The 14,156-nt window shown below is 67.8% G+C and carries 15 protein-coding genes; 9 read left to right on the top strand and 6 right to left on the bottom strand.

Annotated features, from left to right (window positions below; all coding sequences use genetic code 11):
• Positions 1-63 precede the first annotated feature (63 nt).
• Positions 64-1,572, bottom strand: a complete 1,509-nt coding sequence (gene dop, locus ACZY1G_RS26315; protein WP_463818140.1) for a depupylase/deamidase Dop — start codon at positions 1,570-1,572, stop codon at positions 64-66.
• Positions 1,573-1,667: 95 nt separating this feature from the next.
• Between dop and ACZY1G_RS26320 the strand changes: the two genes are divergently transcribed.
• Genes ACZY1G_RS26320 through ACZY1G_RS26330 form a run of 3 tightly spaced genes read left to right on the top strand, consistent with a single transcriptional unit; the run spans position 1,668 to position 4,614 of the window.
• Positions 1,668-2,846, top strand: coding sequence for a hypothetical protein (locus tag ACZY1G_RS26320; RefSeq protein ID WP_463824021.1), 1,179 nt, complete (start codon positions 1,668-1,670; stop codon positions 2,844-2,846).
• Entirely contained in the window at positions 2,843-4,009 is a 1,167-nt protein-coding gene (locus tag ACZY1G_RS26325; protein WP_463824022.1) for a hypothetical protein, read from the top strand. Before ACZY1G_RS26320 ends, ACZY1G_RS26325 begins: the two co-directional genes overlap by 4 nt.
• A complete protein-coding gene (locus tag ACZY1G_RS26330; protein WP_463824023.1) occupies positions 4,006-4,614 on the top strand; it encodes a hypothetical protein in 609 nt (202 codons plus the stop codon). The genes ACZY1G_RS26325 and ACZY1G_RS26330 overlap by 4 nt, the downstream gene beginning before the upstream one ends.
• Here ACZY1G_RS26330 and arc read toward each other — a convergent pair.
• Positions 4,611-6,431, bottom strand: a complete 1,821-nt coding sequence (arc, locus tag ACZY1G_RS26335) for a proteasome ATPase (RefSeq protein ID WP_463818143.1) — start codon at positions 6,429-6,431, stop codon at positions 4,611-4,613. The genes ACZY1G_RS26330 and arc overlap by 4 nt on opposite strands.
• Before the next feature lie 174 nt (positions 6,432-6,605).
• On the opposite strand from arc, the gene ACZY1G_RS26340 reads away from it, so the two are divergent.
• From ACZY1G_RS26340 to ACZY1G_RS26350, 3 genes are read left to right on the top strand one after another with little or no spacing between them, the layout of a single operon-like run.
• On the top strand, positions 6,606-7,067 hold the full coding sequence (locus ACZY1G_RS26340; RefSeq protein WP_463824024.1) for an MTB12 family secreted protein: 462 nt from the start codon (positions 6,606-6,608) through the stop codon (positions 7,065-7,067).
• A gap of 49 nt (positions 7,068-7,116) precedes the next feature.
• Positions 7,117-7,695 (top strand): lipoprotein LppK, encoded by a 579-nt coding sequence (gene lppK / locus ACZY1G_RS26345; RefSeq protein WP_463824025.1) that lies wholly within the window; start codon positions 7,117-7,119, stop codon positions 7,693-7,695.
• A gap of 2 nt (positions 7,696-7,697) precedes the next feature.
• Positions 7,698-7,994 carry a DUF503 domain-containing protein gene (locus tag ACZY1G_RS26350; RefSeq protein ID WP_463818284.1) on the top strand — a complete coding sequence of 99 codons (297 nt, stop codon included), beginning with the start codon at positions 7,698-7,700 and terminating at the stop codon, positions 7,992-7,994.
• A gap of 3 nt (positions 7,995-7,997) precedes the next feature.
• Here ACZY1G_RS26350 and ACZY1G_RS26355 read toward each other — a convergent pair whose 3' ends face one another.
• Positions 7,998-8,828 carry a tRNA (adenine-N1)-methyltransferase gene (locus ACZY1G_RS26355; protein ID WP_463818146.1) on the bottom strand — a complete coding sequence of 277 codons (831 nt, stop codon included), beginning with the start codon at positions 8,826-8,828 and terminating at the stop codon, positions 7,998-8,000.
• A gap of 84 nt (positions 8,829-8,912) precedes the next feature.
• Here ACZY1G_RS26355 and ACZY1G_RS26360 point away from each other — a divergent pair, with 84 nt between their 5' ends.
• Genes ACZY1G_RS26360 through ACZY1G_RS26370 form a run of 3 tightly spaced genes read left to right on the top strand, consistent with a single transcriptional unit; the run spans position 8,913 to position 11,073 of the window.
• Positions 8,913-9,803 (top strand): RecB family exonuclease, encoded by an 891-nt coding sequence (locus tag ACZY1G_RS26360; protein ID WP_463824026.1) that lies wholly within the window; start codon positions 8,913-8,915, stop codon positions 9,801-9,803.
• Positions 9,800-10,597, top strand: a complete 798-nt coding sequence (locus ACZY1G_RS26365) for a thioesterase family protein (RefSeq protein WP_463818148.1) — start codon at positions 9,800-9,802, stop codon at positions 10,595-10,597. The genes ACZY1G_RS26360 and ACZY1G_RS26365 overlap by 4 nt, the downstream gene beginning before the upstream one ends.
• Before the next feature lie 50 nt (positions 10,598-10,647).
• Complete coding sequence (locus tag ACZY1G_RS26370) at positions 10,648-11,073, top strand: pyridoxamine 5'-phosphate oxidase family protein (protein ID WP_463818149.1); 426 nt, start codon at positions 10,648-10,650, stop codon at positions 11,071-11,073.
• Here the strand turns inward: ACZY1G_RS26370 and ACZY1G_RS26375 are convergent.
• The 3 genes from ACZY1G_RS26375 to ACZY1G_RS26385 form a co-directional block, all read right to left on the bottom strand.
• On the bottom strand, positions 11,070-12,017 hold the full coding sequence (locus ACZY1G_RS26375; RefSeq protein ID WP_463824027.1) for a R2-like ligand-binding oxidase: 948 nt from the start codon (positions 12,015-12,017) through the stop codon (positions 11,070-11,072). The genes ACZY1G_RS26370 and ACZY1G_RS26375 overlap by 4 nt on opposite strands.
• Positions 12,001-12,714 (bottom strand): TetR/AcrR family transcriptional regulator, encoded by a 714-nt coding sequence (locus ACZY1G_RS26380; RefSeq protein ID WP_463824028.1) that lies wholly within the window; start codon positions 12,712-12,714, stop codon positions 12,001-12,003. Before ACZY1G_RS26380 ends, ACZY1G_RS26375 begins: the two co-directional genes overlap by 17 nt.
• 70 nt (positions 12,715-12,784) lie before the next feature.
• Positions 12,785-14,155 carry an FAD-containing oxidoreductase gene (locus tag ACZY1G_RS26385; protein WP_463824029.1) on the bottom strand — a complete coding sequence of 457 codons (1,371 nt, stop codon included), beginning with the start codon at positions 14,153-14,155 and terminating at the stop codon, positions 12,785-12,787.
• Position 14,156 lies beyond the last annotated feature (1 nt).

The following is a 14,156-nucleotide window of genomic DNA, read 5'->3' on the forward strand; positions in this document are numbered from 1 at the left end:
GCCGTCCCGCCCGCCGTTCCTTCACACTACCGGTCAGCCACCGGATTGCCGGGGATAGCCCGATCAGTTCGTGAGTTGCTCGACGAGCTCGGCCGCGCTGTCGACCGAGTCCAGCAACGCACCCACATGGGATTTGCTGCCTCGCAGAGGCTCGAGGGTGGGGATGCGCACCAACGAGTCACCGCCGAGATCGAAGATCACCGAATCCCAGCTGGCCGCCGCGATGTCGGCACCGAAGCGACGCAGGCACTCCCCGCGGAAGTAGGCCCGGGTGTCGGTGGGCGGGTTGTCCACCGCGTCGAGCACCTGCTGCTCGGTGACCAGCCGCTTCATCGAGCCGCGGGCCACCAGTCGGTTGTACAGGCCCTTGTCCAGCCGCACATCCGAGTACTGCAGGTCCACCAGGTGCAGCCGGGGCGCGTTCCAGCTCAAGTTCTCCCGGTTTCGGAAACCTTCGAGCAGACGCAGCTTGGCCGGCCAGTCGAGCAGGTCGGCGCACTCCATCGGGTCCCGCTCGAGCAGGTCGAGCACGTGCGCCCACGTCTCGAGAACGTTGTTGGCGCGCGGGTCGGGGTCACGGCTGTCGACGAGCTTGGCCACCCGATCGAGGTAGATGCGCTGTAGCGCAAGGCCGGTCAGCTCCCGACCGTCGGCCAGCGCCACCGTCGCCCGCAGGGACGGATCCCTGGAGAGCACATGCACGGCGTGCACCGGACGGGCCAGCGCGAGATCGCTCAGATCGATGCCGACCTGCGCTCCCTCTTCGATGACGTCGAGCACGAGGGAGGTGGTGCCGACCTTGAGGTAGGTCGACGTCTCGGCCAGGTTGGCGTCGCCGATGATGACGTGCAGGCGCCGGTACTTGTCGGCGTCGGCATGCGGCTCGTCGCGGGTGTTGATGATGCCGCGCTTGAGTGTCGTCTCCAGGCCGACCTCGACCTCGATGTAGTCCGAACGCTGCGACAGCTGGAAGCCCGGCTCGTCGCCGGACGGTCCGATCCCGACCCGGCCACTGCCGGTGACCACCTGACGGGACACCAGGAACGGGGTCAGGCCGGCGATGACGGCCGAGAACGGCGTCTGGCGCGACATGAGGTAGTTCTCGTGGGAACCGTAGGAGGCGCCCTTGCCGTCGACGTTGTTCTTGTAGAGCTGCAGTTTCGCCGCCCCGGGCACACTCGCCACGTGACGGGCCGCGGCCTCCATGACCCGCTCGCCGGCCTTGTCCCAGATGACCGCGTCCATCGGGTCGGTGCACTCCGGTGCGGAGTACTCCGGATGGGCGTGGTCGACGTAGAGCCGGGCGCCGTTGGTCAGGATCATGTTGGCCGCGCCGACCTCGTCGGCATCGACGACAGGTGGCGGCCCGGACGAGCGGCTCAGATCGAAGCCCCGGGCGTCGCGCAGCGGGGATTCCACCTCGTAATCCCAGCGCGTGCGCTTGGCTCGCTGGAGGCCGGCCGCCGCGGCGTAGGCCAGGACCGCCTGGGTGGACGTCAAGATCGGATTGGCGGTCGGGTCGGACGGCGAGGAGATGCCGTACTCGACCTCCGTTCCGATGATCCGTTGCATATCGACCAGCGTAGAGGTGCGCCATGATCGGCTCACAGCTGCCCGGTCCGGAATACCGTCGATGAGCTGGGCGGCATGGTGCAATGAGGGCGATCATGATCACCCGATCCGGCGACACCGACCTGCGCTCGGCCGCAGAAGCGTGGTTCCTGCGCCGAGGCCTGCCCGCGGTGCTGCGGCCCGGGACGCTGGTGCGCGGGGTGTGGGCCCGGTCGGCGCCGGCGCTGGCCGCGTTCGGGGTGTGCATGGCGTTCTCCGTCGTGGTCGTCGCGGCGACCGGGAAGCACACGATCGACATCGACGGCACCCCGACCCGCACGGAATGGTTCGTCCTCGCGATCGTGGTGTTGGTGGCGCCGGCGGCCGTGACCGTGGGCCGGCTGGTCTCGCGCATCACTCACCGTCGGCGACGGGAAGCGGTGTCGGCAGCCTCGGTGGCGGTGGCGGGTGTGGCCGCGGTGTTCGGTGGTCCGAGCGCGCGGATCGTCGTGGACGTGGTGGTCGAGGGGGTCGTGATCGGGGTGATCCTGCTGGGCACCGCGACGGGACTGGGGTCGGTGCTCGGCTGGGTCGCCGGCGTGACGCTGCGCAATCTTGCATCGGTGGGCAGCCTGCTGCTGCGGGCGCTGCCGGTGATGCTGTTGACCGTGCTCGTGTTCTTCAACGGTCCGGTGTGGACGATGGCGTCGACGGTGAGCCGGGGCAGGTTGTGGCTGGCCCTGCTGTTCCTGTTCGCCGTGGCTGCGTCGTTTCTGGTGTCCAGCACACTCGGCCTCGCGCGCCCCATCCTGACGCCGGAGGCGAAGCGGCCCGAGCACGCCCAGATGCTCGTCGGCACTCCGTTCGAGTCGATGCCCGATCGGCCGCGACGAGTCCCGCTGTCGCGGCCGGAACGGACGAATGTCGTCTTCGTGCTTGCCCTTTCGCAGATCATCCAGGTGCTGACGGTGGCTGTGGTGACGGGTGCGCTGTTCGGTGTTCTGGGGTTGATCCTGATCAGTCCCGAGTTGCTGGACGCCCTGACCGGCGGCAGCCCCGGCGACGGCCAGCTGCTGGGCATGACACTGCCGATCCCCGGGGCACTGATCCAGCTCACGATGTTCCTGACCGCCCTGACGTTCATGTACCTGGCGGCACGCGCGGTCACCGACAAGGAGTACCGCCGGCAGTTCGTCGACCCGTCGATCGAGGACCTGCTGCTCACGCTGGTGGCGCGTGACCGCTACCGCACGGCGACGGTGACTCCGAATCGTGCGCAGAACGGGGACGTATGAGAGGGCAGGCCGCCGCGACCCGGCAGATCCACGAGTGGTTCCTGCATCGCGGGTTGCCGCTGGTGCTGACGCGGCGGGTCCGCTCCCGCGCGCTGTTCGCCCGCTCGGCGCCGGCGGTCGCCGGGGTCGGCGCACTGACAGCGACCGTTCTTCTGCTGGCCGAGTGGACCGGCGAGAGTCCCGACGTCGGAGTACTGGTGCGACTGGCCGGCATTGCTGTCGTATTGGCTGCCGCGCCGTTCGCGCTGGAGGTCCTGCACCGGCGCTCCACCACCGCCGCGCGGATGGGCCGTCGGACCGCGGCCCTGGCGGTGATGGGGATCTTCGTCCTGGCGATGCCCGTCATGGTGTCCGGGTGGTCGGCCGCGGCAGCGGCGGAAGTGCCGGTCGTCCTGACGGTGACGCTGCTGACGATCTGGCTGACCTACATCGGACTGGGCTCGATCGCGCTGTGGGCCTTCCGTTTCGCGTGGGAGCAGGTCGGTGCGCTCGGCACGTTGATGAGCCGGGCGCTGCCGCTGTTGATGCTGACCGTCGTGGTCTACTTCACGGGCGAACTCTGGCAACTGTCAGCCCGCATGACGCGTGAAAGGCTCTGGCAGACGGTCGGATTCCTCGCCGCGGTCGCGCTGGCGTTCATGGTGGCCACGATCCGCGACGAGGTCAGCGCGCTCCGTCAGGACCGGACCCGGCAGTCCGATCCCGCAGCGCTGCTCGCCGACACCCCGCTGGCAGGGCTGTACCCGGGGACGCCGACACCGCTGTCGCGACCCGAGAAGGTCAACGTCGTCGCGGTGATGGTGGTCGCCCAGGCGATCCAGGTGGTGTTGTTCACCGCCGGCCTGTTCGTGTTCTTCCTCGCCCTGGGCTTCGTCACCGTCCCCTCCGACGTCATCGTGCTGTGGTCGGGTGAACAGAGTTGCCCGGTCGGAGTACCGCCCTGCGACGGAACGTGGTTCGGGGTCCACGTGCCGATACCGCAGACGGTCGTGCACATGTCGCTGTTCGTCGCCGTGCTCTCCGGCCTGTACTTCACGGTCAGCACCAGCGTCGACCCGCTCTACCGTCAGCGCTTCTTCGAACCACTGATCTCCGACGTCGCGGTCAGCCTGGCAGGCCGCGACACCTACCTGGCGATGCACCGAGAGGAGTGCAACCCATGAGGAACACCGGATTGCGGGGTAAGCGCTACGGCGAAGTGTTACTGGTCAGCGCCGGTCCGGAGGGTCCTCAGGCAACCGTCTACAACACCTATCCGCTCAACGACTGCCCGCCGGAGCTGTGGAGCCGGCTCGACGCCCAGACGCTGGCCACCGAGCACGGCGCGCTGGCGGCCGTGCTGAACGGGCCGCGCTACTGGTTGATGGACGCCATCGAGAAGGACATGGGCAGGGACCGCGAGATCGTCACGTTCGGCGGGCTGGACATGTACCGGCAAGCGACGGTCACGCTGTCGTCGATAACTCCCGCACCGTACGTACCGAACACGGTGGCGCGTAACGCGGTGTTCGTGTTCGACGCCGGCGCCCCGGTGTTCGAGCTCGTCGACACCGACGGTGGGAACTGGGTGATGCAGACGTGGAGCCAGATCGTCGACCCCGCGCTGGGCTACGACGACCTGCCGGATCTGTCCGACCGACTGACGCTTCCCGAGGGCTGGGTCTACCGCACCCGCACCCTCGAGACCGAACTGCGTGTCGACACCAGCAGTCAGGCCGCCCAGGTGCTCCAGGACGGCCTGACCAACAGCTACTCGCTGCTGAGCTAGAGGTACTGCCCCAGGTTGCTCTCGGTGTCGATGGCCCGACTGGCACTCGACGACTTCCCGGTGACCAACGTGCGGATGTAGACGATCCGCTCGCCCTTCTTGCCCGAGATACGGGCCCAGTCATCGGGATTCGTGGTGTTCGGCAGGTCCTCGTTCTCGGCGAACTCGTCGACGATCGAGTCGAGCAGGTGCTGGATACGCAGACCCGGCTGACCGGTCTCCAACACGGACTTGATCGCGTTCTTCTTCGCCCGGTCGACGACGTTCTGGATCATGGCGCCGGAGTTGAAGTCCTTGAAGTACATGACTTCCTTGTCACCGTTGGCGTAGGTGACCTCCAGGAACCGGTTGTCGTCGATCTCGGCGTACATCCGCTCGACGACCTTCTCGATCATCGCCTTGATGGTCAGCCGGCGATCGCCGTTGAACTCGGAGAGATCGTCGGCGTGGATCGGCAGCTGCTCGGTGAGGTACTTGCTGAAGATGTCCTGGGCCGCCTCGGCGTCGGGCCGCTCGATCTTGATCTTGACGTCCAGGCGGCCGGGCCGCAGGATCGCCGGGTCGATCATGTCCTCACGGTTGGAGGCGCCGATCACGATGACGTTCTCCAGGCCCTCGACACCGTCGATCTCGCTGAGCAGCTGCGGCACTACGGTGGTCTCCACGTCGGAGCTCACGCCCGTGCCTCGGGTGCGGAAGATCGAGTCCATCTCGTCGAAGAACACGATCACCGGCGTCCCCTCGGACGCCTTCTCCCTCGCGCGCTGGAAGATCAAGCGGATGTGTCGCTCGGTCTCGCCGACGAACTTGTTCAGCAGCTCGGGACCCTTGATGTTGAGGAAGTACGACTTCGCCTCCCGGGCGTCGTCGCCACGCACCTCGGCCATCTTCTTGGCCAGCGAGTTGGCCACCGCCTTCGCGATGAGCGTCTTACCGCAGCCGGGGGGACCGTAGAGCAGCACACCCTTGGGCGGTCGCAGCGAGTACTCCCGGTACAGGTCCTTGTGCAGGAACGGCAACTCGACGGCGTCACGGATCTGCTCGATCTGCCGCGTCAGGCCGCCGATGTCGTGATAGCTGACGTCCGGCACCTCTTCGAGCACCAGGTCCTCGACCTCGGCCTTGGGAATGCGCTCGAACGCGTAGCCGGCCTTGGTGTCGACCAGCAGAGAATCACCGGGACGGAGCCGGCGCGGCTGATCGTCGCCGAGGCTCGGGTCCTCGACGTCGGGCAGGTGCTCGGCAGCCACGAGCGGCTCGGCCAGCCACACGATGCGCTCCTCGTCGGCGTGGCCGACGACCAGGGCGCGGTGCCCGTCGGACAGGATCTCGCGCAGCGTGCTGATCTCGCCGACCGATTCGTAGTGGCCCGCCTCGACCACCGTCAGCGCCTCGTTCAGGCGAACGGTCTGGCCCTTCTTGAGCACCTTGGTGTCGATGTTCGGGGAGCACGTCAGCCGCATCTTGCGACCGGAGGTGAAGACGTCGACGGTGTCGTCGTCCTGGACCCCCAGCAGAACGCCGTAGCCGCTGGGCGGCTGACCGAGCCGGTCGACCTCCTCACGCAGCGCCAGCAACTGCTGGCGGGCCTCTTTGAGGGTGTCCATCAGCTTGGCGTTGCGGGCCGCCAGTGAATCGATCCGCGCCTCCAGTTGATGGACGTCGCGCGCGGCCCGCGCGCTGCTCTGCGGGCCCACCGCACCGTCTAGCTGTTCGCGCAGGATTGCGGCTTCCCGACGGAGCTGCTCCAACTCGGCAGCGTCCTCAGGGGACAGCCTTCTCTCGGGGGATGTTCCGGAATGCTCGGTCTCACTCATTCTGAGCTCCTTTCCCACACCGGGAGTTGGTGCGGTAACAACTTCAACGCTACCGGCGATTCAGCCATTGTGTGTGCTCTAGGAATTCGACACACCAGCAACACTGTTAGCCTCTGTACATCAGTTCGTCCGAACGGAAGGACCGTCGTGACCCTCAAATCCCTCTTTACCAGCGTGACCGCTGGGACCGCAGCAGCCGCACTCGCGGGTGCCGCGGCCGTGGGTGTGACCTCGATTGCAGTCGGTGCGGGCGTGGCCTCCGCCAACCCGGTCGTGGTCAATGCGCCGCTCGCGCCGGCGCCGGATCTGGCCGGTCCGCTGACCCAGACCGTCAATGCCCTCGGCTCGGGTGGCTCGTTCGACGGAAAGCAGGCCTACGTGCAGGGTCTGGGCAAGTTCACCGGTGCAGGTGTCGCTGTCAAGTACAACAGCGCGGTGCAAAAAGGCTACTTCCCGCTGACCGCGACCGTCGCCGACGTCGACCTGAACGGCAATGTCGCCACAGCCAATGTCACCGCCACGCTACCGAGCGGACAGTCCCGGTCGATGCCGCTGAGCTTCGTTCAAGGTCCCAGCCCGACGGGCTGGCAGCTCTCGCAGTCCTCGCTCTGGACGCTGTCCGGGATGCTCGGCTGATCTCTTCGATCAGCTGGAAAACGTTGATCCTTACCGATCGATGACGCCGGTGCGTCACCCTCTTCACCGCGGCGCCGCCACCATTGTGGCGGCGTTCGCGTTGGGTGGGTGTGCCCCGGCGCCGGCACCTCCGGCGGCGACCTCCGTCGAGACCTCGCCCACGCCGACGGCGGGCATTCCTGCCCCCGCCCCACCCGCACCGGGTGGCCCGCCGCTGCCCCAACCGTCCGCCCTGACCGACGTCCTGGCCCGGCTGTCCGATCCCGCCGTCCCCGGCGATGCCAAGATCTCGCTGATCGAAAACGGCACCCCGGGCGAGGCCGCCGGCCTGGATCGCTTCGCCGCCGCGCTGCGCGACAACGGCGCTCTGCCGCTGACGTTCGAGGCGCGCGACCTCGGCTGGACGCAGAACGGTACCGGTGACGTCGTCGCGACCGTGACGATCACGCTGGCCACCCCGCCGGGCTCACAGTTCACCTACCCGATGCAGTTCGCGCCCGAGGCCGGCTCGTGGCAGCTGACGCGTCAGACCGCCGATCAACTGCTGGCCCTGGATGCACCTGCCGCTCCCCCTCCCTCCGCACCGCCGCCACCCCCTCCTTCACCGCCACCCCCGCCGCCTCGGTGAGCATGTGGATCGGCTGGCTGGAGTTCGACCTGCTCCTCGGCGACGTGCATTCGTTGAAGCAGAAGCGTTCGGTGGTGCGGCCGCTGGTCGCCGAGTTGGCCCGCCGTTTCTCGGTGTCGGCCGCAGAGACGGGAGACCAGGATCTCCACCGCCGGGCGGCCGTCGGGATCGCGCTCGTCGGCGGCGACCGAGCCCATGTGGTCACGGTGCTCGATGCCGCCGAACGTCTGGTCGCGGCACGTCCGGAGGTCGAGTTGCTCTCGGTCCGGCGGAGCCTGCGGCGCAGTGACGACGAGTGAGAGCTAGACCGTCGGACGCTTCTTGCGCAACGGAATCGGCGCGATCGCGCCGGGCGCGAGTTTGCGCGCGCTGATGAGGAACGCGGTGTGGCCGCGCATCGTGTGTTCGGGCCGCACGGCAAGACCCACGACGTGCCAGCCGCGCTGCATGCTCTCCCAGGCGCGCGGTTCGGTCCAGCATTGCTGCTCGCGCAGCGCCTCGACCGTCTTGGACAGCTGCGTGACGGTGGCGACGTAGATCATCAGCACACCGCCCGCGACGAGCACCTCGCCGACGCGGCCGAGCACCTCCCACGGCGCCAGCATGTCCAGCACCACCCGGTCGACCTCCGGTCCGGCGTAGTCGACCAGGTCGGCGGTGACCAGCTCCCAATTGTCCGGGGCCGCACCGAAAAACGTCGTCACGTTGCGCAGCGCGTGCTCGGCGTGATCCTCGCGCAGTTCGTAGGACGTGACGCGGCCCTCGGGTCCTACGGCGCGCAACAGCGAGCACGTCAGCGCACCCGAACCCGCGCCCGCCTCGAGCACCCGGGCGCCGGGGAAGATGTCGCCCTCGTGCACGATCTGCGCGGCGTCTTTCGGATACACCACCTGCGCGCCGCGCGGCATCGACATGACGTAGTCGACGAGCAGCGGACGCAACACCAGGAACTGGTCGCCGTTGGTGGAGCGCACGACGCTGCCCTCGGGCAGTCCGATCACCTGGTCGAGCGAGATGATGCCGCGATGGGTGTGGAACTCCCCGCCCGGCTTGAGCAGCATCGTGTAGCGCCTGCCCTTGGCGTCGGTGAGCTGCACGCGGTCACCCACGTCGAACGGACCGGTTCTGCGCACAGCTGACCAGCCTGCCAGCACCGGCGTCGCCGACTACGGCCGGGTTACCCCGATCTGTCGGCGGCCGGTTCTAGGGTGGGATTCGTGAACGAGCAGCCCGATCGGGAGATGCGCCGGCCGGCGCTGTCCCCGTCGCGGGCCAGCGATTTCAAGCAGTGCCCGCTGCTGTACCGGTTCCGCGCGATCGATCGTCTGCCCGAGCCGTCGTCGACAGCGCAGGTGCGCGGATCGGTGGTGCACGCCGCACTGGAGCAGCTCTACCTCCTGCCGGCCGCCGAGCGGGTACCGGAGGCGGCACTGGAGCTGGCGTCCCCGGCGTGGGAGCGCGTGCTCGCCGAGAAGCCGGCACTGGCCGACGACATCGGCCCCGAGATGCGCGCCGTCCTGCTCGAGGAGGCCAGGTCTCTGTTGGCGGGCTACTACCGGTTGGAGGACCCGACGCGCTTCGATCCGCAGGCATGTGAACAGCGCGTCGAGGTCGAGCTGGCCGACGGCACGCTGCTGCGCGGATTCATCGACCGCATCGACGTCGCGCCCACCGGCGAGGTGCGGGTCGTCGACTACAAGACCGGCAAGGCGCCGCCCGCGGCTCGCGCGCTGGCCGAGTTCAAGGCGATGTTCCAGATGAAGTTCTACGCCGTGGCGCTGCTGCGTTCTCGTGGCGTGCAGCCGACGCGGTTGCGGCTGATCTATCTCGCCGACGGCCAGGTCCTCGACTACAGCCCCGAACTCGACGAGCTCCTGAGGTTCGAGAAGACGCTGATGGCCATCTGGACTGCCATCCAATCTGCCGGCGCCACAGGCGATTTTCGGCCCAACCCGTCGCGACTGTGCGGCTGGTGCGCCTACCAGTCGTTCTGCCCGGCGTTCGGCGGCACCCCGCCCCCCTACCCGGGCTGGCCGCAGATCCCCGCCGGCCCTCCCGATGACGGCGATCCCGATGCGGTGTTGCGCGCGCCGGGGACCGCGGCGTGATCGACTGCCTGTTCCGCTCCCGGGGCGTCGACGGCGAGTTCGCGGTGTTCGAGTCCACCGACGGCACCCGCAGCAACTGGGATCCGCAGATCCAGCACGGCTCGCCGCCGCTGGCTCTGCTGACCAGAGCGATCGAGCGCCTCGCCGAAGGCACCGGCATGCGCGTCGGGCGCCTGACCCTGGACATCCTCGGCGCGATCCCGGTGGAGCAGGTGAAGGTGCGCGCGTGGGTGGACCGGCCCGGTACGCGGATCGCGCTGATGGTCGCCGAGATGGTAGTCGACCGCCCGGACGGCACCACGCGGGCAGTCGCGAGGGTGACGGCCTGGCTGTTGGCGACCAGCGACACCGCCGATGCCGCCATCGACCGCTACCCCCCGATGCCCGAGGGCGAGACGGCCGGCCTGACGCACGCTTGGGACGGCGCCGCCGGGTACCTGGAGACGGTGAGCTGGCGCAGGCAGGCCACCGCGCCGGGCGCAGCGTTCGAGGCGTGGCTCACTCCCCTTGTGCCGCTCGTGGATTCGGAGCCGACGACGGCGTTGCAACGTCTGGCGATGGTCGTCGATTCGGCGAACGGTACGGGCGCGGTTCTCGATCCCACGCAATTCGTTTTCATGAACACCGACACCGTTGTGCACCTGCATCGGCTCCCCGTTGGCCAGGACTTCGGGCTGCGCGCGCGGGCGTCGATCGGCCCTGACGGCATCGGGGTCACCACCGCCGAGGTCTTCGACCGCAGCGGGTTCGTCGGCACCTGCGCCCAGACGCTGTTCGTGCAGCGCCAGGCGTGAGGCAGCTGCCGCGGGAATAACAGTGATCTGCGGCACTGTTGCGCCTCACCATGAAGGCTTTCTCGGACGACGAACGGCAGAAGTTCCTCACTGATCTGCACGTGGGTGTGCTGGCGGTGGCGGCCTCGGACGGCAGGCCGCCGGCCAGCGTTCCGATCTGGTACGACTACGTCGACGGTCTCATCCGCATCAACACCAGTGCGTCGTCGCGCAAAGCGCGACTGATCCGCGAGGCTGGGGCGATCACCCTGGTGGTCCAGCGCGAGGAGCCGCCGTACCAATACGTCACCGTCGAGGGCACCGTGGTCGACACACTGGACCCGTCGCCCCGGGACATCCAGGAGACCATCGCGATCCGCTACCTCGGCGAGGAGGGCGGACGCGCGTTCGTGGCATCCATGGAGGGCGGCCACAGCGTGATCTTCCTGGTCCGCCCCGACCGCTGGCTCACCGCGGACTTTTCCGACGAACTCTAGGCAGAAGTAGCCAGCGCCTTGCGGTCCTCGTCGGCGAAGGTGTCCTCGAGGTGCAGCGGCGAGTAGTCGACATCGATCTCGGCCAGCGGTCGACCTCGCGCGCTGCTGATCGTGCCGAATCGGCGCATCCCCTTGTCGGCGGCGTAGGCCTGGAACTCGTCTTTCTCCAGGCCGAATGGGATCTCGTCGTAGAGGTCGTAGGCGTCGTCGGTGTTCTTGAGCGCCAACGGGATGAGCTCGTTCATGCGGCTCTCGAACACCGCCCAGTTGCTGTCGTCGGCGGCGACGTGGCGCCGGCAGGTGAATGTGCCCCACGCCATGTGTCGCCGTTCGTCGTCGCCGATCCTGCGGACCAGTTCCTGCATCCCGGGAAGGATGTTGTTGTCGACGCAAATGCGGTGCCACGCATAGTATCCCGTCAACGCCATCATGCCTTCGATGACGTGGTTGTACGTCACCGACGCTCGCACTTGGGCGGCCGGCGACGGGTCGGAGACCAACGCATCGAGTGAGGCCGGCAACTCTTCGTAGAAGATCGTGCGGTAGGTGGGCAGGTCGTCGAGGAAGACCTGCATGTCGTCGGTGACCCCGACGGCGTCGAGCCAGAGCCGGAACACCTGCGTGTGCTTGGCCTCCTCGAACGCGAACTGCGTCAGATACATCTCGTCACCGAGGCGGCCCTCTGCCCGCATCGCGGCCATGAACGGCTGGATGTCCTGGGTGACGGCCTCCTCGCCGGCGATGAACTGCGCGCACAGCCGGGTGGCCCACTCGCGTTCCAGATCGGTCAGCGCCTCCCAGTCGGCTCGGTCGCGGGAGAAGTCGATGTCGGCGGGATTCCAGAATTTCGCGTTACCACCGGCAAAGAGCTTGAGTGGCAAGCTGTCCCAGTTGAGGCCGCCCGCGGCGAGCGAATCCGAACGTGTCCTAGGGGTGTGGGACATAGGGGTGTTCTCCTTCATGCGATGCGATGGGCAAGGTCTGACGAGTGTGGGATCCGTGGGATCCAAAAGCGGAGGCGAGCACCGCGACGTATCGGCGGACGACGAAGGCCGGTTGGTCCGGCGACAGTTCGTCGAGACCGAGCAACGGATCCATGCCGCGCACATAGGGCGCGAGCGCGAGGTGGGGCAACAGCATGAGCAGCAGCGACAACAGCGCGTCGAGGTCGGCGTCGGGACGCACGTCGCCGCGCTCACGCGCGCCGTTCACGAGTGGTCGCAGCACCTCCAGGTAATGGCGGTGGACGACCGCGCGGATGCTGACCCGGGCATCGGTGTCGACCTCGAAGCTCGCCGCGGCGTGCAGGGCCCGCTCCCGGGGATGCTCGGCGAAGTAGGCCACCCAGACGTCGAGCAGGTCGGTGAGGAAGTCGAAGAACGGTCGGGTCGGGTCGAGGTCGCGAATCTGGTCTTCCATGTACGTCCGCACCCGCTGACTGCCGACGTCGGTGATGTGTGCGTACAGGTCGCGCTTGTCGGCGAAGTACTGGAAGAGGCTGCCTTTAGCGACCCCCGCGCGCCGGGCGATGACGTTGAGGCTGCCTCCGGAGAAGCCGTGGGCGGCGAACTCGGCCTCGGCCGCGGCCACCACCGCAGCCCGGCGTTCACCGCCGAGACGGGACCAGGTGACCGTGGGCATCGCGCCTCCCAGGCTTGATATGACCACTGGTCATATTACTGTGACTCATGCCACAGTCAAGGGGCGGCGCTCAGTCCAGCGGGGTCAGCTCCTGCAGCATCGTCGGTACCAACTCACTGACCGTCGGGTGGATGTGCATGGTGCGTGAGATCGCGGTGTAGGGCAGCTTCGCGGTCATCACGTCGAGGATGTCCTGGATCACCTCGTCGCCTCCGACGCCGAGAATCGCGGCGCCGAGAATCTGTTCGGTCTCCGCGTCGACGACGACCTTCATGAAGCCCTGCGTCTCGCCCTTCTCCACCGCTCGCCCGACCCGCGTCATGGGCCGCTTGCCCACCAGTGCCTTCCGTCCCGAACGGCGCACCTCGTCGACGGTCATGCCGGCGCGACCGAGCGGCGGGTCGATGTAGAGCGCGTAGGTCATCACCCTGTCGCTGACCCGGCGCGGATCGTCGTCGAGAAGGTTGGCGGCCACGATCTCGAAGTCGTTGTATGACGTGTGGGTGAACGCGCCGCGGCCGTTGCAGTCCCCCATCGCCCAGATGTGGGCGACATTGGTGCGCAGCTGGTCATCGACGGTGATGTAGCCGTGCTTGTCGGTCTCGACACCGGCGGCGTCCAGTCCGAGATCGTCGGTGTTGGGTTGTCGCCCGACTGCGACGAGCAGGTGCGATCCGGCGATCGGATCAGCGCCGGCGTGCGGTGTGACCGTGAATGCGTTCTCCTGCTTGGCAAATGAAATGCCCTCGGCCCCGGTGACGATCTGGATGCCTTCGCCTTCGAGGATCTCTCGGATGGCCGCGGAGACGTCCTCGTCCTCCCGGGAGGTCAGCCGGGGGCCCTTCTCGACGACGGTCACCTCGGCGCCGAAACGCCGGTACATCTGGGCGAACTCCAGTGCGATGTAGCTGCCGCCGATGATCACCAAATGCTCGGGCACCACGTCGAGTTCGAGGATGCCGACATTGGTCAGGTAGTCGACGTCGGCGAGCCCTGGCATGTCCGGGGCGACGGCACGGCCGCCGACGTTGAGGAAGATGCGGTCGGCTTGGAGCACCTGGTCGTCGACGCGCAGGGTGTGCGGGTCCTCGAAGCGCGCGTGGCCGCGGATCAGCGTGGCGCCGTCCATGCCGTCCAGCCACGATTCGAGGCCTTCCCGGTCGCCGATGCTGATGCGGTCCTTGCGCGCCTTGACCGCGGCCATGTCGACGGTGACGTCCCCGGTCCCGATGCCGAAGTCGGCGCTGCGTCGGGCGATGTGGGCGGCATGGGCGCTGGCGACGAGCGTCTTGGTGGGAATGCAGCCGGTGTTGACGCAGGTTCCGCCGACGTGTTTGCGTTCGATGACGGCGACCTTCTGCCCCGCCGCGGTGAGTCGGCCGGCCAGCGGTGGACCTGCCTGTCCCGCACCGACGATGATCGCGTCGAATTTCTGTGTCATG

The sequence above is a fragment of the Mycobacterium sp. IDUB_5 genome (genome assembly GCF_055419565.1).

What these genes read in the sequence shown, in the direction of transcription:
- dop (WP_463818140.1), bottom strand. Translation starts at nt 1,572, where the DNA reads ATGCAACGGATCATCGGAACGGAGGTCGAGTACGGCATCTCCTCGCCG.
- ACZY1G_RS26320 (WP_463824021.1), top strand. Translation starts at nt 1,668, where the DNA reads ATGATCACCCGATCCGGCGACACCGACCTGCGCTCGGCCGCAGAAGCG.
- ACZY1G_RS26325 (WP_463824022.1), top strand. Translation starts at nt 2,843, where the DNA reads ATGAGAGGGCAGGCCGCCGCGACCCGGCAGATCCACGAGTGGTTCCTG.
- ACZY1G_RS26330 (WP_463824023.1), top strand. Translation starts at nt 4,006, where the DNA reads ATGAGGAACACCGGATTGCGGGGTAAGCGCTACGGCGAAGTGTTACTG.
- arc (WP_463818143.1), bottom strand. Translation starts at nt 6,431, where the DNA reads ATGAGTGAGACCGAGCATTCCGGAACATCCCCCGAGAGAAGGCTGTCC.
- ACZY1G_RS26350 (WP_463818284.1), top strand. Translation starts at nt 7,698, where the DNA reads ATGTGGATCGGCTGGCTGGAGTTCGACCTGCTCCTCGGCGACGTGCAT.
- ACZY1G_RS26370 (WP_463818149.1), top strand. Translation starts at nt 10,648, where the DNA reads ATGAAGGCTTTCTCGGACGACGAACGGCAGAAGTTCCTCACTGATCTG.
- ACZY1G_RS26375 (WP_463824027.1), bottom strand. Translation starts at nt 12,017, where the DNA reads ATGTCCCACACCCCTAGGACACGTTCGGATTCGCTCGCCGCGGGCGGC.
- ACZY1G_RS26380 (WP_463824028.1), bottom strand. Translation starts at nt 12,714, where the DNA reads ATGCCCACGGTCACCTGGTCCCGTCTCGGCGGTGAACGCCGGGCTGCG.
- ACZY1G_RS26385 (WP_463824029.1), bottom strand. Translation starts at nt 14,155, where the DNA reads ATGACACAGAAATTCGACGCGATCATCGTCGGTGCGGGACAGGCAGGT.